23 protein-coding genes and 1 pseudogene are annotated in these 23,369 nt (G+C 66.8%); 19 read left to right on the forward strand and 5 right to left on the reverse strand.

Features of this window, described 5'->3' with window-relative positions; translation table 11 throughout:
* Positions 1–43: 43 nt before the first annotated feature.
* The 6 genes from ASD86_RS16400 to ASD86_RS16425 all read left to right on the forward strand — a co-directional run bounded on the left by ASD86_RS16400 (position 44) and on the right by ASD86_RS16425 (position 6,937).
* A complete protein-coding gene (locus tag ASD86_RS16400) occupies positions 44–562 on the forward strand; it encodes a chemotaxis protein CheW (protein WP_056113235.1) in 519 nt (172 codons plus the stop codon).
* A complete protein-coding gene (locus ASD86_RS16405; protein WP_255357299.1) occupies positions 559–1,692 on the forward strand; it encodes a heparan-alpha-glucosaminide N-acetyltransferase domain-containing protein in 1,134 nt (377 codons plus the stop codon). The genes ASD86_RS16400 and ASD86_RS16405 overlap by 4 nt, the downstream gene beginning before the upstream one ends.
* A 919-nt stretch (positions 1,693–2,611) precedes the next feature.
* Positions 2,612–3,772 (forward strand): porin, encoded by a 1,161-nt coding sequence (locus ASD86_RS16410; RefSeq protein WP_056112889.1) that lies wholly within the window; start codon positions 2,612–2,614, stop codon positions 3,770–3,772.
* Positions 3,773–3,929: 157 nt separating this feature from the next.
* Entirely contained in the window at positions 3,930–6,101 is a 2,172-nt protein-coding gene (locus tag ASD86_RS16415) for an ATP-binding protein (protein ID WP_056112893.1), read from the forward strand.
* Between the two features lie 12 nt (positions 6,102–6,113).
* Entirely contained in the window at positions 6,114–6,479 is a 366-nt protein-coding gene (locus ASD86_RS16420) for a response regulator (protein WP_036112846.1), read from the forward strand.
* Positions 6,476–6,937, forward strand: a complete 462-nt coding sequence (locus tag ASD86_RS16425; RefSeq protein ID WP_056112895.1) for a chemotaxis protein CheX — start codon at positions 6,476–6,478, stop codon at positions 6,935–6,937. The genes ASD86_RS16420 and ASD86_RS16425 overlap by 4 nt, the downstream gene beginning before the upstream one ends.
* Positions 6,938–7,216: 279 nt before the next feature.
* Here ASD86_RS16425 and ASD86_RS16430 read toward each other — a convergent pair whose 3' ends face one another.
* Both ASD86_RS16430 and bioA read right to left on the reverse strand, forming a co-directional pair.
* Entirely contained in the window at positions 7,217–7,954 is a 738-nt protein-coding gene (locus ASD86_RS16430) for a 16S rRNA (uracil(1498)-N(3))-methyltransferase (RefSeq protein WP_056112898.1), read from the reverse strand.
* Positions 7,945–9,345 (reverse strand): adenosylmethionine--8-amino-7-oxononanoate transaminase, encoded by a 1,401-nt coding sequence (gene bioA, locus ASD86_RS16435; RefSeq protein WP_235567791.1) that lies wholly within the window; start codon positions 9,343–9,345, stop codon positions 7,945–7,947. The genes ASD86_RS16430 and bioA overlap by 10 nt, the downstream gene beginning before the upstream one ends.
* Before the next feature lie 92 nt (positions 9,346–9,437).
* Here bioA and nudE point away from each other — a divergent pair.
* The 7 genes and pseudogenes from nudE to ASD86_RS16475 all read left to right on the forward strand — a co-directional run.
* Positions 9,438–9,983, forward strand: a pseudogene (gene nudE / locus ASD86_RS16440) (ADP compounds hydrolase NudE); the annotation flags it as partial.
* Positions 9,984–10,111: 128 nt separating this feature from the next.
* Positions 10,112–10,942: a 3'(2'),5'-bisphosphate nucleotidase CysQ gene (gene cysQ / locus ASD86_RS16445; RefSeq protein ID WP_056112905.1), complete on the forward strand. Its 831-nt coding sequence runs from the start codon at positions 10,112–10,114 to the stop codon at positions 10,940–10,942.
* Positions 10,935–11,774 carry a nucleoside triphosphate pyrophosphohydrolase gene (gene mazG / locus ASD86_RS16450; RefSeq protein ID WP_082578425.1) on the forward strand — a complete coding sequence of 280 codons (840 nt, stop codon included), beginning with the start codon at positions 10,935–10,937 and terminating at the stop codon, positions 11,772–11,774. The genes cysQ and mazG overlap by 8 nt, the downstream gene beginning before the upstream one ends.
* A gap of 19 nt (positions 11,775–11,793) precedes the next feature.
* On the forward strand, positions 11,794–12,120 hold the full coding sequence (locus ASD86_RS16455; RefSeq protein ID WP_056112907.1) for a YnfA family protein: 327 nt from the start codon (positions 11,794–11,796) through the stop codon (positions 12,118–12,120).
* A 19-nt stretch (positions 12,121–12,139) separates the two neighbouring features.
* A complete protein-coding gene (locus ASD86_RS16460) occupies positions 12,140–12,838 on the forward strand; it encodes a hypothetical protein (protein ID WP_157476763.1) in 699 nt (232 codons plus the stop codon).
* Positions 12,839–13,261: 423 nt separating this feature from the next.
* Positions 13,262–13,567 carry a DUF962 domain-containing protein gene (locus ASD86_RS16470; protein WP_056112916.1) on the forward strand — a complete coding sequence of 102 codons (306 nt, stop codon included), beginning with the start codon at positions 13,262–13,264 and terminating at the stop codon, positions 13,565–13,567.
* A 91-nt stretch (positions 13,568–13,658) separates the two neighbouring features.
* Positions 13,659–14,264 (forward strand): hypothetical protein, encoded by a 606-nt coding sequence (locus ASD86_RS16475; RefSeq protein ID WP_056112919.1) that lies wholly within the window; start codon positions 13,659–13,661, stop codon positions 14,262–14,264.
* 139 nt (positions 14,265–14,403) lie between these two features.
* Here ASD86_RS16475 and ASD86_RS16480 read toward each other — a convergent pair whose 3' ends face one another.
* Together ASD86_RS16480 and ASD86_RS16485 are read right to left on the reverse strand one after the other, a co-directional pair.
* The gene (locus ASD86_RS16480; RefSeq protein ID WP_157476765.1) at positions 14,404–15,030 is read right to left on the reverse strand and encodes a hypothetical protein; all 627 of its coding nucleotides are present in this window, start codon (positions 15,028–15,030) and stop codon (positions 14,404–14,406) included.
* 8 nt (positions 15,031–15,038) lie between these two features.
* Positions 15,039–15,380: a DMT family protein gene (locus ASD86_RS16485; RefSeq protein ID WP_036112871.1), complete on the reverse strand. Its 342-nt coding sequence runs from the start codon at positions 15,378–15,380 to the stop codon at positions 15,039–15,041.
* 131 nt (positions 15,381–15,511) lie between these two features.
* Between ASD86_RS16485 and ASD86_RS16490 the strand changes: the two genes are divergently transcribed.
* From ASD86_RS16490 to ASD86_RS16515, 6 genes are all read left to right on the forward strand, one after another.
* Positions 15,512–16,222, forward strand: a complete 711-nt coding sequence (locus tag ASD86_RS16490) for a response regulator transcription factor (RefSeq protein WP_036112873.1) — start codon at positions 15,512–15,514, stop codon at positions 16,220–16,222.
* Positions 16,223–16,238: 16 nt separating this feature from the next.
* Positions 16,239–17,570 (forward strand): HAMP domain-containing sensor histidine kinase, encoded by a 1,332-nt coding sequence (locus ASD86_RS16495; protein WP_056112926.1) that lies wholly within the window; start codon positions 16,239–16,241, stop codon positions 17,568–17,570.
* Between the two features lie 173 nt (positions 17,571–17,743).
* Complete coding sequence (locus ASD86_RS16500) at positions 17,744–19,036, forward strand: hypothetical protein (protein ID WP_056112928.1); 1,293 nt, start codon at positions 17,744–17,746, stop codon at positions 19,034–19,036.
* Positions 19,037–19,308: 272 nt separating this feature from the next.
* Complete coding sequence (locus ASD86_RS16505; RefSeq protein ID WP_082578426.1) at positions 19,309–20,904, forward strand: efflux RND transporter periplasmic adaptor subunit; 1,596 nt, start codon at positions 19,309–19,311, stop codon at positions 20,902–20,904.
* Positions 20,901–21,608, forward strand: coding sequence for an ABC transporter ATP-binding protein (locus tag ASD86_RS16510; protein ID WP_056112933.1), 708 nt, complete (start codon positions 20,901–20,903; stop codon positions 21,606–21,608). Before ASD86_RS16505 ends, ASD86_RS16510 begins: the two co-directional genes overlap by 4 nt.
* Positions 21,605–22,843, forward strand: a complete 1,239-nt coding sequence (locus ASD86_RS16515) for an ABC transporter permease (protein WP_056112936.1) — start codon at positions 21,605–21,607, stop codon at positions 22,841–22,843. Before ASD86_RS16510 ends, ASD86_RS16515 begins: the two co-directional genes overlap by 4 nt.
* A 51-nt stretch (positions 22,844–22,894) precedes the next feature.
* Here ASD86_RS16515 and ASD86_RS27910 read toward each other — a convergent pair.
* Positions 22,895–23,286 (reverse strand): hypothetical protein (locus ASD86_RS27910; protein WP_235567785.1); only part of this gene is annotated, 392 nt, incomplete at its 5' end.
* Positions 23,287–23,369: the final 83 nt, after the last annotated feature.

The raw sequence follows: 23,369 nt of genomic DNA on the forward strand, positions 1-23,369 counted from the left end.
GCCTTCGCTTGAAAGCCGCGCGATCCGCGGCGAGGATGCAGCGATGTCGAATCAAACTCCCGCCAGCGACACCCCCGACACCGCCTCGCGCGCCGACATTCGCGCCGACATTCGCGGCGTGCTGATCCAGGCCGGCGGCACCCGCCTGCTGCTGCCCAACGCGACCATCGCCGAGGTGCTGTCGTACGCGCCGCCGGCACCGATCGAAGGCGCGCCGCGCTGGCTGCTCGGCCATACCCGTTGGCGCGGCTGGACTCTGCCGCTGATCGCGTTCGGCGAACTGTCCGGCCTGGCCCGCGAACAGGGCGGCCTCGGCAGCAAGGTGGTGGTGCTCAAGGCGCTCAGCGCGGCCTCGCGATTGCCGTATTTCGCCCTGCTGACCCAGGGCTTCCCGCGTCTGGTCACGGTATCGGCCGACAGCTTGCTGGTCGACGGCCGCGAGGACGAAGTGCTGCCGCACGGTGTGCAGGCACGGGTGCTGCTCAACGACGATGCCGCGCTGCTGCCCGACCTGGAAGCCATCGAGGCCATGATCGGCGAAGCGCTCGCGCAAGCCGCGTGAGCCCGGGGTCCGCCGAACCCGGCGCTGCGGCGCCGAACGCGCCGGCCCCGCAATCGCTTCAATCCCCAGCGCCCAAGCGCTACGCCTCGGTCGACGCGCTGCGCGGACTGACCGTCGCGGCGATGCTGCTGGTCAACGACCCCGGCGATTGGGGTCATGTCTACGCGCCCCTGCTGCACTCGGAATGGAACGGCTACACGCCGACCGACCAGGTGTTTCCGATGTTCCTGTTCATCGTCGGCGTGTCGATCGCGCTGGCGCTGATGCCGCGGCGCGAAAGCGGCGTCGCCGCGGCCAGCCTGCTGCGGCCGGCGCTGTGGCGCGGGCTGCGCATCCTCGGCCTGGGATTGCTGCTGCATCTGATCGCGATGTGGGTGACCGATCGCGAATACCTGCGTCTGCCCGGCGTGCTGCAGCGCATCGGCCTGTGTTTCGCCGCGGCCGCGCTGATGGCCTTGTACCTGTCGGCGCGCGCGCAATGGATCGCGTTCGCGGCGCTGCTGTTGGGCTATGCCGCCTTGCTCGCGGCGGGCGGCAGCTACGCACCGTTCGAGAACATCGCCAGCCGTTTCGACAGCGCGCTGTTCGGCGTGCACGTCTACCAGATCGATGCGAGTGGACGCGGCCACGACCCCGAAGGCCTGGTGTCCACGCTCGGCGCGCTCGCGACCACATTGCTCGGTCTGCGCGCGGGCGATTGGTTGCGGCGCGGGCACGTGCGCGCGCTGCTGATCGCCGGTGCCGTGTGCGCACTCGCCGGCGTGCTGCTGTCGTACGTACAGCCGATCAACAAGAACCTGTGGACCCCGGCCTATGTGTTGTGCAGCGGCGGAGTGTCGTGCTGGGTGCTTGCGTTGTTCCATCAACTGATCGACCGCCGCGGTTGGCCGGCCTGGGGCCGCGCGTTCGGCGTCAATGCGATCGCCGCGTACGGTGGCTCGGCGCTGCTGCTGTATCTGCTGATGGGCATGGGCTGGCTGGAGCCGCTCTATCGGCACGGTTTTGCCGACTGGATGACGCCGCGGTTCGGTCCGTATCTGCCGTCGCTGGCGTTCGCGCTGGCCTTTGTCGCGCTGTGGTGGGGCGTGGTGCGCTGGCTGGACGCGCGCCGGATCTATTTCAAGATCTGACCAACGCGACCGAGCTTTCGGGCTGCGCCGAATCTGTGCGCATATCGCTGAAACATTTCGCATGCCGGGTGGCACACATGGCTTGCGCGCCTGAACGATTAAACTAGATATCCATCACATTTTCATGATGATGAACAACACATTTTTTCGGATTTTCTGCGCCGATTGCGCCTGACGCATAACTCGGCGCGAAACCTGTGCCATGCATTGCAGCGTTCGTCGCGCCGTGTCACACGCTACCCGCCTGGGCACTGCATTGGAGCAATGCGGCGGCGTACTGCCTTGTTGGCTTTCGAGACAACGCGACGCCCAGCGTCGCTGCGCGCAAGGCGAATTGGCGCGTTTTTATCCGTGGGTATGAGAAACACGCAACGCATGTGCGCCCGTGGTTGTGCCGGGCATGCGCAATGCAGTTCGCCTGATCGTATCCACTTTTCCCCTATGGACAAGCCCGGATGCCTCGATTATCGAAGGCGCGCAACACCGACCTGAGCGAGTGCTGGAGACAGCGAATCTTCGGCGGTGGCGCCAGTGAAAGGGGGGCGGCATGACGCATCACGCAGATCCGACGCAGCGTCGATTTCGCATCGCGAATCGACCGCGCGCGTACGCGATGCGCGTCGACGTGTCGGTGTGGCAAGAGCGCAATCCATGGCGCGGCAACAGGTGCGTTGACCACCGGGATGGGGATGCGCGGTGGCGGCGCACGCATGGACATGGCACCGGCGCCGCATTCGATCCCGCGACGACGCAAGCGCGTCGGGATCGAATGCGGACGCCCGGCCCCATGCATTCGAATCACGCGGATCGGCGCGAAGCGCGATCCGCGCCGGATAAGGGATGGCGGCGCCGCACGCACGCCGCGCCGGCATCGTAATCGCCGCATTGGGCGGCTTGGCTGTGAACAGGGGGCAGTGGTATGTGGATCAAGAGCGCGCTCGCGAGCGCGATGTCGTTGGCGTTTTCGTCGGCCGTCGCGGCCGAGGCACCGAGCTACAGCCTGCTGGGCGACTGGCCGGTCAAGACCACGACCGAATCGGGCGTGGAGATCGGTCTGAGGGGAAATCTCAGCTACGACTACAACGAGTTCGGCGACGACCGGGTCGCCGGCGGCGGCGCGCGCTTCGCCGACGACCATGCCTGGCGCCGCCAGGAACTCAACGCCTATGTACGCAAGCCGGGCGTGTTCGACGCCGCGATGGGCTACGACTTCGAGAACAAGGTCTGGCTCGACAACTTCATCCGCCTGTCCAACGAGCGCGGCGGCGATCTGCGCATCGGCCAGTTCAAGACCGCGGTGGGCTATGAGGAAGGCGCGGTCGGCACCACGTCGACCACCTTTCTCGAACGCGCGCTGCCGGTGTCCACGGTCTACGCGGGCCGTCGCCTGGGCGTCGACTGGACCTACGAAAAGCTCAAGGGCTGGTACATCAACGCCGCGGTCATGAGCGGCGGCGATCTGCAGGGCGACAACGACGGCCGCATGCTGGCCGCGCGGGTGGTGTTCAATCCGGTCAAGACCGATGCCGACATCGTGCATGTCGGCGTGTCGGGCTCGAACGAAAAACGCGACGACGACAGCGCGCGCATCCGGGTGCGGCCCGAAGCCTTTCTGACTCCCGTGCGCTTGGTCGATTCGGGCGCGATCGGCTCGGTCGAAGCGATCAACCGCGCCGGACTGGAGGCGATCTGGCAGCACGGGCCGTTGTTGCTGCAAAGCGAATACCTGCGCATGGCCGTGCAACGCGAGGGCCAGCCCGACTACGAAGCCGACGGTTACTACGTGTCCGGCGCCTGGGTGCTCACCGGCGAAAAGCGCAGCTACAAGAGCGCCGCGTTCGGCAACGTCAAGCCCAAGCACGACTACGGCGCGTTCGAAGTCGCGCTGCGCTATTCCACGGTCAATATCGATCACGGCTTGCTGCGCGGCGGCAAGCAGAAGGACTGGACGCTGGGCTTGAACTGGTACATCGGCCAGCACTTCAAGTTGCAGGCCAACTACGTCGTGGTCGACAGCGAGCGCCGCGGCGTCGAGCTGGATCCGAATATCACCGAACTGCGCATGCAGGTCTATTTCTGAGATCGCATCGGGTTCGAAATCGCGCGTCCGGATGAACGACGCGCCGCGCCGCTGCAAGCCATCGCAGCGGCCGCATCGGTGTCATGGGGCCATGCGGACGGCGGACTGATGCAAAAGCGCCGGACGCATTCCGGCATCGCTCACAGGGGGAGCCACCATGCAACAGACAAAAGGCAATACGTTCTGGAAACGGTATTTCATTCTGGTTGTAGCGGTGAGTCTGTTCCTGATCATCTCCGTGGCCCTGATCGGCGCGAGCTTGCTGCTGTCGGGGCGGATCGGACAAGGCACCCACGCCCGCGACTTGGCCGGCGGCGAGCGCAGCGCATCGCAGATCGTGCTTCGATCGATGTTGGAAATGCAGCAGGACATCGCCGCGGGCCGGCCGGCTTCGACCGAGAACAGCGACGCCCTGCGTCAGCGCTCGGACTTGATCAGCAATACCATCAAGCTGTTCAACGAGGGCGGCAAGATGCCCGGGGACGACAATCCGACCGCTCTGGACAAAGGCATCGTGTCGGCGGAGATGGCCGGATTGAACCGCGAAATCGCGACGATCTGGGGGCCGTATAAAGGCCACATCGACGCCGTGCTCGGCGGCGAGACGGTCGACCCGGTCGCGCTGGCCCGCGCGGTCGACTACGGCCGCGCCAACAACACCGGGTTGTTCAAGCTCCTCAACAAGCAGGTCAGTGCATCGCAGGCGATTACGGAGCAGGCCAATCGCCAGTTGAGCTTGGCTCAGACCATCGGCGCGGCCTTGATCGTGCTGAACTTCCTGTTCACCGCGTTGGTCGCGTTCCGTCGACTGGTCGCGGGCGACCGCGCCGTCGTCCAGTCGCGCAAGCAGACCGACGACATCCTGGCGACGGTGAAGGAAGGCCTGTTTCTGGTGACCAGCGACTTCGTGATCGGCAGCCAGATGTCGAACTCGCTGCCGCAGATCATGCAGCGCAAAGTCGAGCCGGGCATGAACCTGATCGAGGTGATGCGCACGATGGTGACGCCGCAGACGCTGGAGGCGACCCGCGATTACCTGGGTCTGCTGTTCGGAAAGCGAGTCAAGGAAAACCTGGTCGCCAGCCTCAATCCTCTGTCGGAAGTCCCGGTCGCCGGCGGCAGCGACGGCCGCGGCCAGCTGCAATCGCGTTACCTGAATTTCCAGTTCAACCGCGTGCAGGAAAGCGAGGACACGGTGTATCTGCTGGTGACGGTGTCCGACGCCTCCGAGCGCGTGCGCCTGACCAACGAGATCTCCGCGGCGAAGACCCGCACCCGCGAGGAAATGGAAGCTCTGCTGCGCGTGCTCAGCCGCGAGTCCAGCGAAGTGCGCCTGTTCCTGCACCGGGTCGGCGTGGTGCTCGAGCGGGTCAACGACGATCTGCGCCAGGCCGCCGCGCGCCGCACCGGCACCGACTACAGCGAACTGGTCAACGCGATCTTCCGCGACGTGCATTCGCTCAAGAGCGAGGCCGCCGCGCTCAGCCTGGACATGATCGAGGCCCTGGCCCACACCTTCGAGGTCGACCTGATCAACCTGCGCGACCGCGGCTCGGTGGAAGGCAGCGACATGGTCAAGATGACCGTGCATCTGGACGACATGTTCGAATGCGTGGCGACGATCCGCGATTTCCTCGACCGCATGGCCGGCAACCGCGACGTGTCGGTGCCGCAGGCCGCGGTCACGCCGTCGCAGCGCGCGGTCGAAGGCTGGAACACGCTGGCCGAGCGTATCGCCCGCGAACAGGGCAAACAGGTGCAGTTGGATCTGCAATTGCAGGCGTTCGATCGCCTGCCGGGCGAAACCTTGAACGCGCTGCGCACGATCGGCCTGCAACTGCTGCGCAACGCGGTGGTGCATGGCATCGAACCGGCGGCCGAGCGGCAGGCGCGGGCGAAACCGTCGGTCGGCACGGTCAGTTTCCGCAGCGAGGACGTCGGCAGTCGCCAGGTCGAGCTGGTGGTGCGCGACGACGGCCGCGGCCTGGATGTCGCGCGGATTCGCGCGGCCTTGAGCGCGTCGGGCCGCTACGGCATCGAACAGCTCGAAACGCTCAGCGACCGCGACGTGATCATGAAGATCTTCGAGCCCGGCGTGTCCACCGCCGAGCACAGCGACCGCGACGCCGGTCACGGCATCGGCATGGATCTGGTGATGAAGCAGGTGCGTTCGCTGTCGGGAACGATCGCGCTGTCGACCAAGGTCGGCGCCTACACCGAGTTCCGCATCCGTTTGCCGGTCGCCGAAAGCAAGCCGGTCGACGCCGGCAACGGCGCGCATGCGCCCGCGCTGCCGGCCGGTCCGGCCGACTTTCAACTGACCTTCTGAGCAGGATCCACGATGAAGCTGATGATCGTTGACGATTCCAACGTGATCCGCCAGCGCATCGCGCGCCTGGCGGGAGATGCGCGCCTGCCCGGTCTGGAGATCGTGGGCCAGGCCCGCAACGGCGCCGAGGCGCTGAGCATGTTCGTGCGCTATCACCCCGACGTGGTGACGATGGACTTGACCATGCCGGAGCTGGGCGGGGTGGAGTGCACCGAGCAGATCGCCGCGATCGACGAGAAGGTGAACATTCTCGTCGTCTCCGCGCTCAGCGACAAAACCACCGCCATCAGCGCGCTCAAGAAGGGCGCGCGTGGCTTCCTCTACAAGCCGTTCACCGACGACCAACTGGTCGAAGCCTTACTGGAGATGCTGCCTTGAGCGACCTCAACGAGACCGAGATCAAGGTCTTCATCGACGCGGTGACCAACTACTTCAATCAGCTCACCCAGGAAGCGGCGCAGGTGCGCGGCGCGTTCCTCGACGACAACAGCGGCACGGTGCCGGTCTACGACTACAGCGGCCAGATCTCGATCAGCGGCCAGTTCCGCGGCACCATCACCGTGTCGGCGCCGCGCGCGATGATCCGGCATCTGCTGCTGGCCTTGAACGAGAGCGACCAGTCCGACGCCAACCTGCGCGACACCGTCGGCGAACTGGCCAACACCCTGGCCGGCAACGCGCGCAAGCACTTCGGCGGCGACATGGAGATCTCGGTGCCCAAGACCGCGGCCGGCGCGATCAGCAACAGCGGCTCGCGTAAGCGGCCGTACGTGATCATGGTCAGCTGGAAGACTTACAGCGCGTCGCTGGTGGTCGATATCGAGCGCCTGGACTGAGCAACGCTCGAACGGTTTGCGAAGGCGGCTTCGGTCGTGACGGCGGCGTCCGTGGCGCAGTTCCCCCCTGAACAGTGCGTCACCGCGGGCGTTGGTGCGGTATGCCGTCAGGCCGGAGCCGTCTTCGCGATCTTGATGTGATGGCCGAGCGGTTGAGGTGCGGCGCGAGCCGCGACTACGCCACGTCATGCGCCGGCGTTCCTCGGGCGGTAATCGCGTAGTGACCGACTTCAGCTGGCACCAACTGTGCCGATACGCTGCCGACTCGGCGATCTTCGCTCAAGCCAAGTCGCCAAACCGCGCCTGCAGGGCCGCGATCGCCGCCAGCCCGGCGGTTTCGGTGCGCAGAATCCGCGGCCCGAGCCGCAGTCCCTGAAAGCCGGCTTCGCGCAGTTGCTGGCGGTCCAGCGGCGACCAGCCGCCTTCGGGGCCGATAGCGAGCAGCACCGGCGTGTCGGCGTCGACGTGCAGGGTCGAGAACGACAGTTCGCCTTCGGGATCCAGGATCAGGCGCAACCCGCCCGGGTCCAGCCCTGCCAAGGTCGCCTGCAGCGAACGCGGCGCCGACACGGCGGGCACGCGCGCGCGTCCGCTTTGTTCGCACGCGGAGCCGACCACGCTGCGCCAATGCGCGAGGCGCTTCTCCGCGCGCGCTTCGTCGAGCTTGACCTCGCTGCGCTGCGACCACAGCGGATGCAGCGCGCTGACGCCCAGTTCGGTCGCCTTCTGCAGGATCAGGTCCATCTTTTCGCCGCGCGCGATGCCCTGCAGCAGGATCAAGGCCAGCGACGATTCGCGCGCGACGTCTTCGACCGACACGATCTCCACCCGCACCTCGCGCTTGCCCAGCGCCGAAATACGACCGTGATAATCGCAACCGTCGCCATTGAACAGCACGCAGGCATCGCCGACTTCGTGACGCAGCACGCGCGCCAGATGGGTCGCGGGACCTTCCGGCAATACGACCTCGCGGCCGGCGGCGAGATCGGCGTCGACATGGACTCGGGTCAGGCGCATGCGGCGGCCTCCTGCACAGCGTGATCGATCGCCGCGCGCGTGGTCGCGGCGAGCAAGTTCAAGGCGTCGTCGTCGATGCAGTACGGTGGCATCCAGTACAAGGTGTCGCCGAGCGGGCGCAGCAGCACGCCGCGTTCGAGCGCGGCGCGGTAGGCGCGCAGGCCGATGCGCGCGGCCGGATCGAACGGCGTGCGCTTGTCGCCGCCGCGGGTCAGTTCGAACGCGACGATCATGCCGGCCTGACGCACGTCGGCGACCTGCGGGTGATCGACGAACTCGGAGGCCAGCGCGGCCATGCGCTGCGAGGTCGCGCGATTGCGTTCGATCACCTTGTCGTCGTCGAAGATCGACAGGCTCGCCAGCGCCGCCGCGCACGCCAGCGGATTGCCGGTGTAGCTGTGCGAATGCAGAAAGGCGCGTTCGCGCGAATCGTCGAGGAAGCCGTCGTAGATCGATTGGGTGGTCAGCACCGCCGCCAGCGGGAGCGCGCCGCCGGTCAGGCCCTTGGACAGGCACAGCAGGTCGGGCATGACCCCGGCCTGTTCGCTCGCGAACATGGTGCCGGTGCGGCCGAAGCCGACCGCGATCTCGTCGGCGATCAGGAACACGCCGTGTTGGTCGCACAGTTCGCGGGCGAGCTTGAGGTACAGCGGATCGTGCATGCGCATGCCGCCGGCGCACTGCACGCGCGGCTCCAGGATCAGCGCGCAGACTTCATCGGCATGGCGTTCGAGCAGATCGCGCAAAGCCTGCGCCGCGTGGCGCGCGCGCTCGGCCGGGGTTTCGCCGGCCTCGCAGGCGTAGGCGTCGGGCGAGGGCGCGAAGATAGATTCGGCCAGCAGCGGCGCGTAAATCCGCCGATACAGCGGAATATCGCCGACCGCGAGCGCGCCCAGGGTTTCGCCGTGATAGCCGTTTTCCAGGGCGATGAACTTGGTCCGGCCCTCGACCCCGCGATTGCGGAACCAGTGGAACGCCATCTTCAGCGCGACCTCGACCCCGGCCGAACCGTTGTCGGCGTAGAACACCTTGCTCAGCGGCGCGCGGTCGGGCTGGCGCGGCGCGATCGCGAGCAGGCGCTCGGCCAGTTCGACCGCGGGCGGGTGCGAGCAGCCGGCCAGGATCACGTGCTCCAGGGTCAGCGCCTGGGTCGCGATGGCCTGGGCGATGCGCGGCTCGGCATGACCGAACAGGTTGGTCCACCAACTGGAAATCGCGTCCAGGTAGCGGCGTCCGTCCTGGCCGATCAGCCATTCGCCGCGGCCGCTGGCGATCGGCAGCAAGGGCAGGGTGTGGGGATGCTCACGCATCTGGGTGCAGGGGTGCCACAGCACTTTCAGGTCGCGTTCGCGCCATGAGTCCGCCGCGTCGGCACCCGGCTCTGTTAGCATCATCGGGTCGTGAGTGATCTCTCGCATCCCCCTATTATCGTGCCTTTCTGCCCTGTGCTCATGCCCGGATCATTCTTGCTCGGCGCGGCGCCATGAGCCGCCGGCTGCCGATCATCCACAACGTCACCGAGCACGACGCCGGTCCGTACCGGATGGAATCGCTCGACCTGGAGTTCTCCAACGGCGAACGCCGCCGCTACGAGCGCCTGCACGGCCGCAATCGCGGCGCCGGCCCGGGCGCGGTGGTGGTGGTGCCGATGCTCGATGACGAAACCGTGCTGCTGGTACGCGAGTATGCGGCCGGCGTGCATCGCTACGAACTGGGCCTGGTCAAGGGCCGCATCGACGCCGGCGAGAACGCGATCGAGGCCGCCGACCGCGAACTCAAGGAAGAAGCCGGTTACGGCGCTCGCTCGCTGACTGTGCTGCGCACGCTGACCCTGGCGCCGACCTACATGAGCCACCAGGCCCATCTGGTGCTGGCGCGCGATCTGTATCCGCAGCGCCTGGTCGGCGACGAACCCGAAGAACTCGAAGTGGTGCCGTGGAAGCTCGACGCGCTGCACGAGTTGATCCTGCGCGAGGATTTTTCCGAAGGCCGCAGCATCGCCGCGTTGTTCATCGCCCGCGAATGGCTGCGCAACGGCGAGCCCGCGCCGCATCCGCAAGTCACCGCCGATGCCGCGGTCGCCACTGAAGCGGTCGCGCCCGCCGGGCCGACGCCATAAGCCCGATGTTATGAGTCCGATGTTATGAGTCCGATGTTATGAGTCTGCTCCCCGGCATCGCCGATCGCGACTTGATCGAGGGCGCGATCGCGATCGCGCGCGCCGCGTCGGACGCGATCGTGAAGGTTTACCACGGCGAATTCGCGGTCGAGCGCAAGGCCGACGCCTCGCCGGTCACCGCCGCCGACATGGCCGCGCATCACATCATCCTCGACGGCCTGGCCCGACTGACCCCGGACGTGCCGGTGCTATCGGAAGAGTCCGCCGACGAAATCGATTTCGAACGCCGCCGCCCGTGGCAGCGGCTGTGGCTGGTCGATCCGCTCGACGGCACCCGCGAATTCGTCAAGCGCAACGGCGAGTTCTCGGTCAATCTGGCGCTGATCGAAAACGGCGTGTCAGTGTTCGGCCTGGTGCTGGCGCCGGTCGGCGGCGGGCTGTGGTACGGCGGCCGCGAGATTGGCGCGTTCCGCCGCGACGGCGAGCGCGAAACCGCGCTGCGGGTGCAGGTGCCGGCGGCGCAGCCGCTGAGGGTCGCGGCAAGCCGCTCGCATCACAACTCGCGCATCGAAGATTTCATGGTCAACGCACATCGCGAAGCGCTCGGCGGCATCGCCATGCTGAGCCTGGGCTCGTCGCTGAAATTCTGCCGCATCGCCGAAGCGCAGCTCGATCTGTACCCGCGCTTCGGCCCGACCAGCGAATGGGACACCGCGGCCGGCCAGGCCGTGCTCGAAGCCGCTGGCGGCGCGGTGTTCGATCCGCAGGGACGGCCGTTCCGTTACAACCAGCGCCGCAGCATCCTCAACGGCGATTTCATCGCTCTGGGCGATGCCGGCCTGCCATGGCGGGAGTGGCTCGATGGCTGAAGTATTGAATCTGCCGCAAGGCATCGCCGGCCTGCTCGCGATCATGGCCAAGCTGCGCGATCGCGACGGCGGATGCCCCTGGGACCTGGAACAGGATTTCGCCTCGATCGCGCCGTACACGATCGAGGAAGCCTACGAAGTCGCCGACGCGATCGACCGTAACGACCTGGGCGCGCTCAAGGACGAACTCGGCGATCTGCTGTTGCAAGTGGTGTTCCATGCGCAGATGGCGCAGGAGCAGGGCGCGTTCGCCTTCGACGACGTGGTCGCGGCGATCAGCGACAAGATGGTGCGCCGGCATCCGCACGTGTTCGGCGAAGCCAGCGTCGAGGACGCGCAGGCGCAGACCGTGGTCTGGGAAGAACTCAAGCGGCGCGAACGCGAGGCCGCCGGCGAAACCGACAGCTCGGCGCTGGCCGGGATCTCGCGCGGCCTGCCCGAATGGCAGCGCGCGGTGAAGCTGCAAAAGCGCGCCGCCGCCGTCGGCTTCGACTGGCCGGCGGTGGATCCGGTGATCGCCAAGTTGCACGAAGAGATCGACGAGGTGCGGGTCGAGTTCGAAGCGGTCGTCGCCGCGCCCGACGACGCGGCCGCGCAGGCGCGGCTGGAAGAGGAAATCGGCGACGTGCTGTTCGTCTGCGCCAATCTGGCGCGGCACGGCAAGGTCGACGTCGGCGCCGCGTTGCGCCGTGCCAATCTGAAATTCGAACGCCGCTTCCGCGCGATGGAATTGCTGGCCGCGCAGGATGGATTGTCGCTGGCCGAACTGCCGCTGGAAGGCCAGGACGCGTACTGGGAACAGTCCAAGCGCAACGAGCGCGGCGAAAGCTGAGCCGCAGGCGGCGTCGCGGATGCTCAAGACGCTGCTGCTGTTCGTGATCACCGCGCTGGCCGAAATCGTCGGCTGCTATCTGCCGTATCTGTGGCTGCGCAAAGGCGGCAGCGCTTGGCTGCTGTTGCCGGCGGCATTGAGCCTGGCCGCGTTCGCGTGGTTGCTGACCCTGCATCCGACCGCGTCGGGCCGGGTGTATGCGGCCTATGGCGGGGTCTACATCACCGTGGCGATCTTCTGGCTGTGGTGGGTCGATTCGATCAAGCCCAGCCGCTGGGATCTGCTCGGCGCCGCGCTTTGTCTGGCGGGGATGGCGGTGATCATGTTTTCGCCGCGGGCGGGGTGAGGTTGCGGCGTCGCTTTGATTGACCGAGCATCGTGGTCTCGAGTCGATCAGTGAGAACGCGATGAAACGCAGGATGCGCGGGTGGGTGGCGGTGGGACTGATGCTGGGCGGAGCGCAGGCTCACGCTGGGCGATCCAATCCGGAGCCCGAGGAAAATCTGATCGCTTTCGTTGGCGAAAAGCTCTCGGTCGAGGAATTGCCGCCGAATACCAATCCGAATGTCTTGATCATGGACAGCGGCTTCAAGGCCCGTTATCGGATCAAGCAGATCGTCTACGGGCATTACGACGGCGACACGATCGAATTCGAGGCCTATGATCACTATGGCCGGCCGCCGTTCGAAGCGTTTCCCCATTCGTTGTTGTTCGTTTCGCGCGAGAACGGCAAGCTGTATCACCAGAAGTATCAGTTCGAGCCGGTGTTCCGTAATGCCGCCGGTGAATGGGTCGGCTGCGGCCCGGTCGGTGAACGTCAAGCGCAGCAGCGCAAGGGTATCGTCGAGGCCAAACCGATGGCATTCGGTCCCGATGCCTATCATCCGATCCGACCGAGGTGGAGCGCGCGCGACGTGGCTACGTTGTTCGCGCGCAAGGATTTCCCCGTCGAGGGCGACAAGGCCTATTGCCTGACCGGCACTCCGGTGCGGGACCTGTTCGAGGTCAAGAAGCGCACCGTGCTCAAGGCGCGCGGCATGTTCGGCGGCAAGGTTGAGGACTGACCGCCGCGCCCATGACTTGCGGCACGCCAGCCCGCGGTTCACGATCCAGCCATCCCCGCAATACCGGCCGCCCGCCCCGATGCACTGCTACCGCCACGCTCCCGGCGAAGCCCCTCGGCATCTGCCTCTCTCGCGGCGATGCGCCGATCGCCAACAGCGAGGCCAGTTTCCGCCAGGTCCGGCGCGGAAGTGTCGTCGTGGTGATATTTCCGTTGCTGCTGGGCGCGGTACTGTTCTACTTCGGCCTCAGCGAGCGCGGCTGGTTCAAGGCACTGACCGCGATGGGTGCGATCCTGGCGGTGTTCGGCGTGGTGATCCGGTTGCGCAACCGACGCCTGCCCGGCAATTGCAATAACCGCGGCGGCGCGTGCGCGGTCCGACAACAAGCACATCAGCAAGCACGACAGCGAGCAGGAGGAATCGATGGCCAGCCGTTTCGCAAGCTTCAGCGAGTTCTATCCGTTCTACTTGAGCGAGCACAGCAACCGCACCAGCCGGCGCCTGCATTTCATTGGCAGTTGCGGGGTGTTGATCCTGCTCGCGTTGGCGATCGCCGGCGGCCGGCCGTGGTTGTTGCTGGGCGCGCTGGTGTGCGGTTACGGTTTCGCCTGGGTCGGGCATTTCTTCTTCGAGAAGAACCGGCCGGCGACCTTCAAGCATCCGCTGTATTCCTTCGTCGGCGATTGGGTGATGTTCAAGGACATCCTCACCGGCAAGATAAAGTTCTGAAGGCTGTCGCCGCGCGGCCGCTTTCATCTGATCCGATCGCGCGACGATCGGCGCCACGCTCCACCCACACGCAACGCAAGGACGCAAGGCCATGGCATCGATCCGCCCCGTCGCACTCGTACTGCTCGCGGCGCTGTGCCTCGCGCCGCTGACCGTGCCCGCCAGCGTGGGGCAGATCGCCGGCCCCGATCTGCCGATGCGCCGTTCGGCCTGGCTCGATCAGGCCATGGACAGCAAGACCTGTCCGATCGTCCGAGTGCGCCCGGCCGCAACGCTGCGGGGCGAAGGCGAGCGCGAACGCGATGCGGTGATGGCGACGGTCTGGCGCGCGAACGGCGACGACAACGCCAGTCTGGACGCATGGCCGGCCTTGTTCCTTTCGCTGCGCGGCCAGCCGCTGACGCTGCGCCGCAGCGACGGCGATTTCGCCGTCGAAGCCAGGACCGTGCAAGGCCAGCGCGGCACGGATCTGGAGTGGGAGGCACCGGCCGAACGGGTGTCGGTGCATCTGCGCCTGCAACCGCCGCGGCAATTCGTCGAAGACGGCGACGGCGGTTGGACGCCGTTGTCGCCGGGGCAGACGCCCGGCGATGAGGATGTCAGCACTCGCACCGTGTGGCGCGGCGCGATGACGATGCAGATCGGCTACGACATGTGGGCGCGCGATGTCGAAGTCGAATCGATCTGCGGTCCGTGACGCGGTCGCGTTGTCGGGTTGTGTAGTTGGGCCGCGAAAGCGCTGCGTGCAAGGTCACCGCGATCGGAACGAAAGGCGTCGGGGCTGAAGCCCCTCCCACAAAATACTGGGTGGCTTCGCTGGTTCCTCGCTGACTCGATCAGTCGCCGCCGAAGTAGGGCTCGATCTCGGCCAGAGCCGCCAGCACCTGCGCATCGCCATCGGCCATGGCGCGCATCGTGCCTGCGTCGCCGAACGCGCTCATCAGCCGCCTGACCCACTGCGCGGCGCTGTAATGCCATGACGGCTTTTCGCCGGCAGCGCTGCCGGTCTCGATCGTGGTGACGTAATAGCGCCGACCCTGGCGATGGAAATGGAAGGCGGTGGTCTCGCCGACCAGCAGCGCGCCTTGTTCGGCGTCGACCAGATGAAATAGAACCCGCGTCCGCGCCGGGTGGCGCGTGCGCAGCCAGCGCAGCAGTGAGGACAGGCGCAGCCGTCTCCACGGCAGGGCCAAACCGGTGCTGATGTAGCGGTCGCCGTAATAAAACGGCTTCAGCGTGGCCGCAAACCAGCCGCGCCGATGCCGGATCGACACGTCCTTTTCCAGCATGTTGAATTCGGCCGGCGCGCCGACCGGTTCGAACCCTTCGGCGAGCATGCGCGGCTTGTCGTCGGGGAACAGCCCTAGTGGCGCAAGCGACACCAGATCGCCATGGGTCAAGTACTCGTCGAGCAGGTCGTACAGGCCGATGTCCACGCTCGGCGGGGCGCTGGAAGGCGTCATGCCGCGGCTCACTCCAGGAAGATCAGCCACGCCGCCACCACGATCAGGCCGAACCCGGCCCAGTGGTTCCACTTCATCGGCTCGCCCAGGTACCAGACCGAGAAGCCGGCGAACACCAGCAGGGTGATCACCTCCTGCATGCCCTTGAGCTGCGGGGCCGAGTACACCGCGCTGCCCATGCGGTTGGCCGGCACCTGCAGGCAGTACTCGAACAGGGCGATGCCCCAGCTGACCGCGATCGCCAGCACCAGCGGCGAGGATTTGTACTTCAGGTGTCCGTACCAGGCGAAGGTCATGAAGATGTTGGACCCCAGCAACAGCAGGATCGGGTAGAGGCGGTCGGCGAGCATCGGAAGTCCGGGCGGGATGGGATGGAGGACACAAGGACGGTGAGATTAAAGGCCAGCGTAGCCACCACCTTCACGGGCCGTCCACCTTGTGGAGGGCAACCTTCACAAAACTGAAGGAATGGAGAGGCTGCATGCAGGGTACGAGAGACGGGGGTCTGGTCCTCATCGTCGAAGACAACCGCAATATCTCCGAGATGGTCGGTGAATACCTCGAAAGCCGCGGTTTCGAGGTCGATTACGCAGCCGACGGTCTCGACGGCTACCGTCTGGCCACCGAGAACAGCTACGACGTGATCGTGCTGGACCTGATGCTGCCGCGCATGGACGGCATCGAGGTCTGCAAGAAGCTGCGTGAAGAAGCGCGCAAGTCCACCCCGGTGCTGATGCTGACCGCGCGCGACACGCTCGACGAAAAACTCACCGGCCTGAGCGCCGGCGCCGACGATTACCTGACCAAGCCGTTCGCGATCCAGGAACTGGAAGCGCGCCTGCGCGCACTGATCCGTCGCGAACGCCGCCAGGTTGGCGGCGAAGTGCTCAAGGTCGCCGACCTCGTGCTCGATCCGGCCAGCCTGCGGGTCACCCGCGGCGGCAGCGAACTGCAACTGTCGCCGATCGGCCTGCGCCTGCTGACCATCCTGATGCGCGAATCGCCGCGCGTGGTCAGCCGCCAGGAAATCGAACGCGAGATCTGGGGCAACGGCCTGCCCGATTCGGACACCCTGCGCAGCCATCTGTACAACCTGCGCAAGACCATCGACAAGCCGTTCGGCAAGCAACTGCTGCATACCGTGCAAAGCGCCGGCTATCGCGTGGCGGACATTTCCCAGCCGCCGGACTGACGCGGTTTTCGCCGTCATGCCGCAAGGGCTCCCGCGCAAGATCAAGCTTGCGTTCATTCTGCAAGCCGTGATCGGCAGCATCGCGATCACGCTGGGTATTCTCCTGGCGGGACTCGCGGTGCGCCACGTCGTGCTGGAACAACGCATGCAGCGCGAGGCCGACGACTACTGGGCCGGGCGTACCCGCGATATCGACTACCCGCTGCCGCGCACCTCGACCACGCGCGGCCATTTCGTTCCGGCCGGGGCCAGCGATTCGCTGCTGCCGGCGGCGATCCGCGGCGCCGACTCGGGCCTGCACAACCTGCCCGGCGGCGGCCGGGTGGTGCTGGTCGACCGGCGGGAGCCCGGCACCTTCTACATGGTCTACGCGACCGAGCTGATCGACGAGGCCATCCTCTACACCGGCCTGTTCTCGCTGCTGCTGTCGCTGCTGACCACCTACCTGATTTCCTGGCATACCTACCGCACCTCCAAGCGCCTGGTGTCGCCGGTGAGCTGGCTGGCCAACGTGGTCTCGCAGTGGGATCCGCGCGATCCCGACACCAGCCTGATCGAGCCGATCAAATTCCCCTACGACCCCGGCAGCGAAGTACGGCGCCTGTCGAGCGCGCTCAGCGGCCTGGCCGAGCGGGTCAGCGATTTCGTCCAGCGCGAGCGCGATTTCACTCGCGACGCCAGCCACGAACTGCGCACCCCGCTGACCGTGATCCGGGTCGCCACCGACCTGATGCTGGCCGATCCGGACACGCCGCTGCGCGCGCAGCGCTCGCTGCTGCGGGTGCAGCGCGCCGGCCGCGACATGGAGGCGGTGATCGACGCCTTCCTGATCCTGGCCCGCGAATCCGACGTCGAGCCGCAGTCGGAGGAATTCGCGGTGCGCGACATCGTCGACAACGAGATGGAACGCATCCTGCCGCTGCTCAACGGCAAGCCGGTCGAACTGCACCTGTACGACGAAGGCGGCCCGCGCCTGACCGCGCCGCCGCATGCGCTCGGGGTGATGATCGGCAACCTGCTCAGCAACGCGGTGCGCTTCACCGATGCCGGCCGCATCGACGTGTACCTGAGCCGCGACTGCATCGAGATCCGCGACACCGGCATCGGCATGTCGGTGGAAACGCTGACCAAGGCGTTCACCCCGTTCTACCGCGCCGACTTCTCCGCCAGCGACGGCAAGGGCATGGGCTTGTCGATCGTGCGCCGCCTGGGCGAACGGTTCGGTTGGCCGGTTACCCTGACCAGCGCGCCCGATGAGGGCACCACCGCGGTGATCCGCTTCAAGCCGAGCGCGGCTATGTTGTCGAACGGCGCGGTCCTGCCGGCGCCGCGGGTGCCCGAGGCCTGAGCGGCGGCCATCGACGGGCGACAGTGCTGCGCTGGATGTGCCTGTTGGCATGCTGAGCGGTTGCATCGCAAACGGCTCGAGCGTGTCGGCCCGTATCCCGACGCGGCAGCGACGAATCGCGCGCGGCGCCGGGTATATATTCGGCCGATCACGCCGACGCGATCCCCCAGGCCATGAAACCCGAAATCCGAGCCCTGCTCGAACGCATCTATCTCGACGGCACGACCTACTTCGATGCCGACGGACGCTATCTGCACAAGGTGCCGAGCACGATCTCGGCGCAGGACCTGCAGGCGCTCGATGCGGCCGGACTGCCGCCCAACGCGCTGAGCGCGACGACCCACGACGAAGCGGTGACGCGATTGCGCGAGTTGGCCGCGCGCGTCGATCTGACCAAGGCCGCCGAGGCGTTCGTCACCTCCTTGAGCAGCGCCGACCTGAGCTGGCAATCGGTCCTGCCCGCCGCCTGCCTGGGCCTGGCGATGCCGGCGCACGAATTCCTGCCGATGAGCCAGAGCAACCCGATCTGCCGGGTCTGTTTTCACGACGCGCGCGGCCCGCTCGACCTGACCGAGCGCGCGTTGTTCCGATCGATCCAGGGCACCGGCTGGGGCAGTGACGGGCCGGTCGAAGCGGTGGCCGCGCTGGAATTCGCGCTCGCCCATCCGACTTGGCCGCAACCGAGCGAACACGACGCCTGGACCTTCCACAGCCTGCTCGAACTGCTGGCCGGATTGCCCGCGGGCAGCCGCTACAGCGTCGCGCGCAAGGCGCTCAAGGCCGCCAAGCTGCTCAGCGCGAACACGGTGTATCGCTGCGAATCCACGCTCGAGGCCTTGTCCTTCATCAGCGTGATCGAAAACGCCGAGCACCCGGGCCTGTTCACCGGCTGGACCAGCGCGGTCGAACGCGATCAGCGGCCCAACATCCGGGTCGAAGTGCCGGCGCCACTGGCGTGGTGGAGCGCCGACGACGGCATCAACACGGCGGTGGTCGAGCGTCTGTTCGGCGGCATCCGCAAACCCGCGACGCGGCCGTCGGCGCCGGTCGCGGCCAAGCCCAAGCGCGGGACCGCGCCGCGCGTGGCTGGACGCTCGCTGCCCGGGCCGGTCGCGGCCGGCGATGTGTACGCGGTGCGTCTGAGCGAAGACTTGTGGACCGCGGTGTATTGCCACGCGGTGGCCGACGACGACGGCCCCGAGCGTGGGCTGGTCGAATACCTCGATCTGCTCACGCCGGTGCCGGCCGTACCCGAACAGCTCGAAGGCGTGGGCTATCGCGATCGTCGCAACGGCAAGCGCTGGCAGGCCTGGTGCACGGGTCTGGCGAAGACCACCGGGGTGCGGCGCGTGGCGCAGGGCATCGTCGCCCCGCCGCATGCGCACAAGCACGAAGCCACCTTGCTGCGCACGGGCGCGAAAGATCTTCGTTACACCGCCGATCTGCATTTCGATCTGTCGGGTTGATCGAAGTGGCCGTGCTGGCGCGAGTCGCACCGCGCCGCGACAACCGCGGCGAAGCCGTTGCGCGACGCTTCGCCGCCAGGCCGCATCCGTGTATCCATGAGCTTGCGCGGACAGCGAGCCACGCCGCGACGACCCGCGACCGCCGCGCTTGCCGTATCCATGCCCCACGACGAAACTGAACCGATCGCGCCAAAATCGATCAACTTCAGCGCGAGTGTCAACCCTGTTCAGCCGTGCGCGTTCGCGCCTCCATAGCCTTCGAACCGAACTCCATGAGCGCAGCCAAGCCGACCTCCCCGTCCAGTCCGAACAAGACCCTGCGCCCGCGCCGTTCGCCCTGGCCCAAGCGCATCGTGATCGCCGTGGTGGTGTTGGCGGTGGCCGGCGGCGGTTGGTACTTCTATCGCCAGCGCAATGCCGAGCAGGCCGCGAGCGCCTACCGCACCGCCAAGGTCGAACGCGGCGACATCCGCGTGGCGATCTCGGCCACCGGCGCGCTGTCGGCGATCTCGACCGTCGACGTGGGCAGCCAGATTTCAGGCCAAGTCACCGACGTGCTGGCCGACTTCAACGACCGGGTCACCAAGGGCCAGGTGATCGCGCGCATCGATCCGAGCACGTACGAAGCGCAGATCGCCCAGGGCACCGCGCAGGTCAACAACGCCCGCGCCGGTCTGGCGACCGCGCAGGCCACCTTGCGCAACGCCGAACTCGATTACCAGCGCAAGACCGAACTGGCCAAGAACCAGCTCGTCGCGCGCAGCGACGCCGACCTCGCCCGCGCCGCGCGCGATCAGGCGCGCGCGCAACTGGCCGGCGCGCAGGCGCAGATCAACCAGCAGATCGCCTCGACCCAGACCTCGCGTTTGAACCTGCAACGCACGGTGATCCGCGCGCCGGTAGACGGCGTGGTCCTGACCCGCACCATCGAACCCGGTCAGACTGTCGCCGCCAGCCTGCAGTCGCCGGTGCTGTTCCAGATCGCCGAGGACCTGTCGAAGATGGAGATCGTGCTGGCGATCGACGAAGCCGACATCGGTCAGGTCAAGCCGGGCCAGAGCGTCGACTTCACCGTCGATTCGTTCCCGGACCGAAAATTCCGCGGCAACGTCCAGCAGGTGCGGCTGTCGGCGACCAACACCAGCAACGTCATCACCTACCCGGTGGTGGTCGCGGTCGACAACCCCGACGGCGTGCTGCTGCCGGGCATGACCGCCAACGCCGAGATCGAAGTCAGCCATCGCGACGACGTGCTGCGGGTCGGCAACGCCGCGCTGCGCTACAAGCCGGCCGACGACGACCCGGCCGCGGCCAGCGCGGCGGGTGGTCCCGGCGGCGCGCGCGGCGGACTCGGCAACGATCTGCCGGCGGTCGCGGCCAAGCTCAAGCTCGATGCGAACCAGCAGGCCGCGTTCGACGCCGCGCTGGAACAGATGAAGCAGCGCATGGCCGCGCGCACCGCGGCGCCGGCGGGCGGTGCCGCCGGCGGTCCGCCCGGTGGCGGCGCGCCGATTATCATGGGCGGCGGACGCGGCCCGGGCGGCGGCGGTGGCGGCAACAACAACCGCAACGCGAACCGCGGCGGCGGCGCGATCTCCGGCGCCGCGCGTCAGCGCATGCTCGAACGGTTCAACCAGCAGTTCGGCGCGTTTCGCGAATCGCTGAGCGACGCGCAGCGCAGCCAATGGGACAGTGAGGTCGCAGCCTTGGTCAGCGCGCGCCGCGTGCCGCTGTACAAACTGGTCAAGGGCGAACCGCAGGCGGTGACGGTGCGGGTCGGCGCGAGCGACGGCAGCTGGACCGAAGTCTCGGGCAACATCGCCGAAGGCGACGAGGTCGTGGTCGGCACGGGGCGCGGCACGAAATGAGTCGCGCCGCTGAGGCCACCGCGGTCATCGAGACCCGCGATCTGGGCAAGGTCTATTCGCCGGGCAGCGAGGCCGAGGTGGTCGCGCTGCACGGGGTCGAGCTGTCGATCGCGCGCGGCGAGTTTGTCGCGATCATGGGGCCGTCGGGCTCGGGCAAGTCGACCCTGATGAACCTGATCGGCTGCCTCGACACGCCGACCAGCGGCGTGTACCTGTGCGACGGCATCGACGTGGCCACGCTCGACAAGGAAGAGCGCGCGATCCTGCGCCGCGACAAGATCGGTTTCGTGTTCCAGGGCTTTAATCTGTTGCCGCGGATGAGCGCGCTGGAGAACGTGGCGATGCCGATGGGCTACGCCAACATCAAGCGCGAGGAGCGGCTGCAACGCGCGCACGAGGCGCTGGAATCGGTCGGCCTGGGCGCGCGCGCCGGCCATCGTCCCAGCGAATTGTCCGGCGGCCAGCAGCAGCGCGTGGCGATCGCGCGCGCGCTGATCAACCGCCCGCCGATCCTGCTCGCCGACGAACCCACCGGCGCGCTCGACACCCGCACCGGCGAGGAAATCCTGGCCTTGTTCAAGCGATTGCAGGCCGACGATCACACCGTGGTGCTGATCACCCACGACCCGGACGTGGCCGCGCACGCCGACCGCATCTTCGTGATGCGCGACGGCGAACTGCATGTGCAGGAGGCCGGCGCATGAACTTCTTCGAAGTGCTCAGCACCGCGATCTTCGCCTTGCGCGGCAATTGGCTGCGCAGCGCGTTGACCTCGCTCGGCGTGATCATCGGCATCGCGGCGGTGATCGTGATGGTTTCGGTCGGGCAGGGCACCCAGTCGGAAATCGACAAGCTGGTCTCGGGTCTGGGCTCCAATCGACTCGATATCAGTTCCGGTGGCGGCGGGCGCGGCACCGGCGGCGTGCGTCTGAGTTCGTCGAGTTTCTTTACCTTGACCGAGGACGACGGCGAAGCGATCCGCAACGAAGTGCCCGAGGTGCAGTACGTGGCCGCGTCCTTGCGCGGCGGTACCCAGGCGGTGTTCGCCGAGAACAACTGGTCGACCCAGTGGCACGGCGTGCAGGCGGATTTCTTCGACATCAACGGCTGGGTGATCGCCGGCGGTTCGAGTTTCGAACAGCGCGACTACGGCAGCGGCACCAAGTCGGTGATCCTCGGCGAGAGCGTGCGCCGCGAGTTGTTCGGCGACGAAGACGCGATCGGCCAGACCATCCGCCTGGGCCGGGTGCCGTTCACCGTGATCGGCACGCTTAAGCCCAAGGGCCAGGGCGGTTTCGGCCAGGACCAGGACGACGTGGTGCTGGTGCCGCTGGAAACCGGCCGTCGTCGCCTGCTCGGCGCGATGGGCCTGCCCAACGGCGCGGTGATGCAGATCGCGGTCGGCGTCGGCCGCGCCGAGGACGTGTCGTACGCGCAGGAGCAGATCGAAGCGCTGCTGCGTCAGCGCCACAAGATCCAGCCCGGCGGCGACGACGATTTCACCGTGCGCAACATCGCCGAAGTGGTGGCCACGCGCACCCAGACGACGCGGCTGATGTCGTTGTTGCTCGGCGCGGTGGCGACGATTTCCTTGATCGTCGGCGGCATCGGCATCATGAACATCATGCTGGTGTCGGTGACCGAGCGCATCCGCGAGATCGGCCTGCGCATGGCGGTCGGCGCGGGCCCGCGCGACATCCAGTCGCAGTTCCTGGCCGAAGCGATGCTGATCTCGCTGATCGGCGGCGCGCTGGGCATCGCGATCGGCGTGGTCGGCACGATCCTGGTCGGCAAGTTCGGCGCGTTGCCGATCGCCTTGAACGGTCAGGTGATCGGTTTGGCGGCGGGGTTTTCGATCGCGACGGGGTTGTTCTTCGGTTATTACCCGGCGCGCAAGGCGTCGCAGCTCGATCCGATCGAGGCGTTGCGGCAGCAGTGAGTTGAAGGGTGATGCGTCGGCGAGTTTTGGCGCGCCGGCGCGGTTTCGCGTTCAGGCCGGTGTCCGCTTTTGGATTGCGATCGAATCGAATTGGTCGTCGAAGTTGCTGTTGCCGAGGCAAGTCGGCGACGTCATCGCCATCGCTCTTTTGCAGAGCGCACCATTCGCGTAGCGGCATCGCAGCCGCTGTAGGAGCGGCGTCCTGCTGGATTTCCTTCGGTCGCAAGCCGCGACCGCGACATTGCGCATGCATCGCAACCTGCGGCGTAGCCGTAATGGCGCGGTCGCGGCTTGCGCCGCTCCTACAGATAGGCCATGTCGCTTTTGCTTGGGCCTGAAGCCGCGCAATTCATCCAGCGCTGCGAAGCCACGCACTCGCATTGACAACAGCACACCCGAAGGGCGGCGCACATGGATGTGCGCCGTGCGCCACCGAGACAGGANNNNTTGCGGGCACTTGATCCAAAGAAAAGCGTTTTTCTTTGGTTACCTTTCTTTTGTCGCTTTTGACAAAAGAAAGTAACTC

Origin of the sequence: Lysobacter sp. Root690, assembly GCF_001427785.1 — a bacterium.
In the GTDB taxonomy this organism is placed as follows: domain Bacteria; phylum Pseudomonadota; class Gammaproteobacteria; order Xanthomonadales; family Xanthomonadaceae; genus Lysobacter.

Excerpts from the sequence above, each read along its gene's own strand:
- ASD86_RS16490 (WP_036112873.1), top strand. The coding sequence starts at position 15,512 with ATGCAGGGTACGAGAGACGGGGGTCTGGTCCTCATCGTCGAAGACAAC.
- ASD86_RS16420 (WP_036112846.1), top strand. The coding sequence starts at position 6,114 with ATGAAGCTGATGATCGTTGACGATTCCAACGTGATCCGCCAGCGCATC.
- ASD86_RS16400 (WP_056113235.1), top strand. The coding sequence starts at position 44 with ATGTCGAATCAAACTCCCGCCAGCGACACCCCCGACACCGCCTCGCGC.
- ASD86_RS16505 (WP_082578426.1), top strand. The coding sequence starts at position 19,309 with ATGAGCGCAGCCAAGCCGACCTCCCCGTCCAGTCCGAACAAGACCCTG.
- ASD86_RS16430 (WP_056112898.1), bottom strand. The coding sequence starts at position 7,954 with ATGCGCCTGACCCGAGTCCATGTCGACGCCGATCTCGCCGCCGGCCGC.
- ASD86_RS16495 (WP_056112926.1), top strand. The coding sequence starts at position 16,239 with ATGCCGCAAGGGCTCCCGCGCAAGATCAAGCTTGCGTTCATTCTGCAA.
- ASD86_RS16515 (WP_056112936.1), top strand. The coding sequence starts at position 21,605 with ATGAACTTCTTCGAAGTGCTCAGCACCGCGATCTTCGCCTTGCGCGGC.
- ASD86_RS16410 (WP_056112889.1), top strand. The coding sequence starts at position 2,612 with ATGTGGATCAAGAGCGCGCTCGCGAGCGCGATGTCGTTGGCGTTTTCG.
- ASD86_RS16470 (WP_056112916.1), top strand. The coding sequence starts at position 13,262 with ATGGCCAGCCGTTTCGCAAGCTTCAGCGAGTTCTATCCGTTCTACTTG.
- ASD86_RS16415 (WP_056112893.1), top strand. The coding sequence starts at position 3,930 with ATGCAACAGACAAAAGGCAATACGTTCTGGAAACGGTATTTCATTCTG.
- ASD86_RS16500 (WP_056112928.1), top strand. The coding sequence starts at position 17,744 with ATGAAACCCGAAATCCGAGCCCTGCTCGAACGCATCTATCTCGACGGC.
- cysQ (WP_056112905.1), top strand. The coding sequence starts at position 10,112 with ATGAGTCTGCTCCCCGGCATCGCCGATCGCGACTTGATCGAGGGCGCG.
- ASD86_RS16475 (WP_056112919.1), top strand. The coding sequence starts at position 13,659 with ATGGCATCGATCCGCCCCGTCGCACTCGTACTGCTCGCGGCGCTGTGC.
- ASD86_RS16510 (WP_056112933.1), top strand. The coding sequence starts at position 20,901 with ATGAGTCGCGCCGCTGAGGCCACCGCGGTCATCGAGACCCGCGATCTG.
- ASD86_RS16485 (WP_036112871.1), bottom strand. The coding sequence starts at position 15,380 with ATGCTCGCCGACCGCCTCTACCCGATCCTGCTGTTGCTGGGGTCCAAC.
- bioA (WP_235567791.1), bottom strand. The coding sequence starts at position 9,345 with ATGCTAACAGAGCCGGGTGCCGACGCGGCGGACTCATGGCGCGAACGC.
- mazG (WP_082578425.1), top strand. The coding sequence starts at position 10,935 with ATGGCTGAAGTATTGAATCTGCCGCAAGGCATCGCCGGCCTGCTCGCG.
- ASD86_RS16455 (WP_056112907.1), top strand. The coding sequence starts at position 11,794 with ATGCTCAAGACGCTGCTGCTGTTCGTGATCACCGCGCTGGCCGAAATC.
- ASD86_RS16480 (WP_157476765.1), bottom strand. The coding sequence starts at position 15,030 with ATGACGCCTTCCAGCGCCCCGCCGAGCGTGGACATCGGCCTGTACGAC.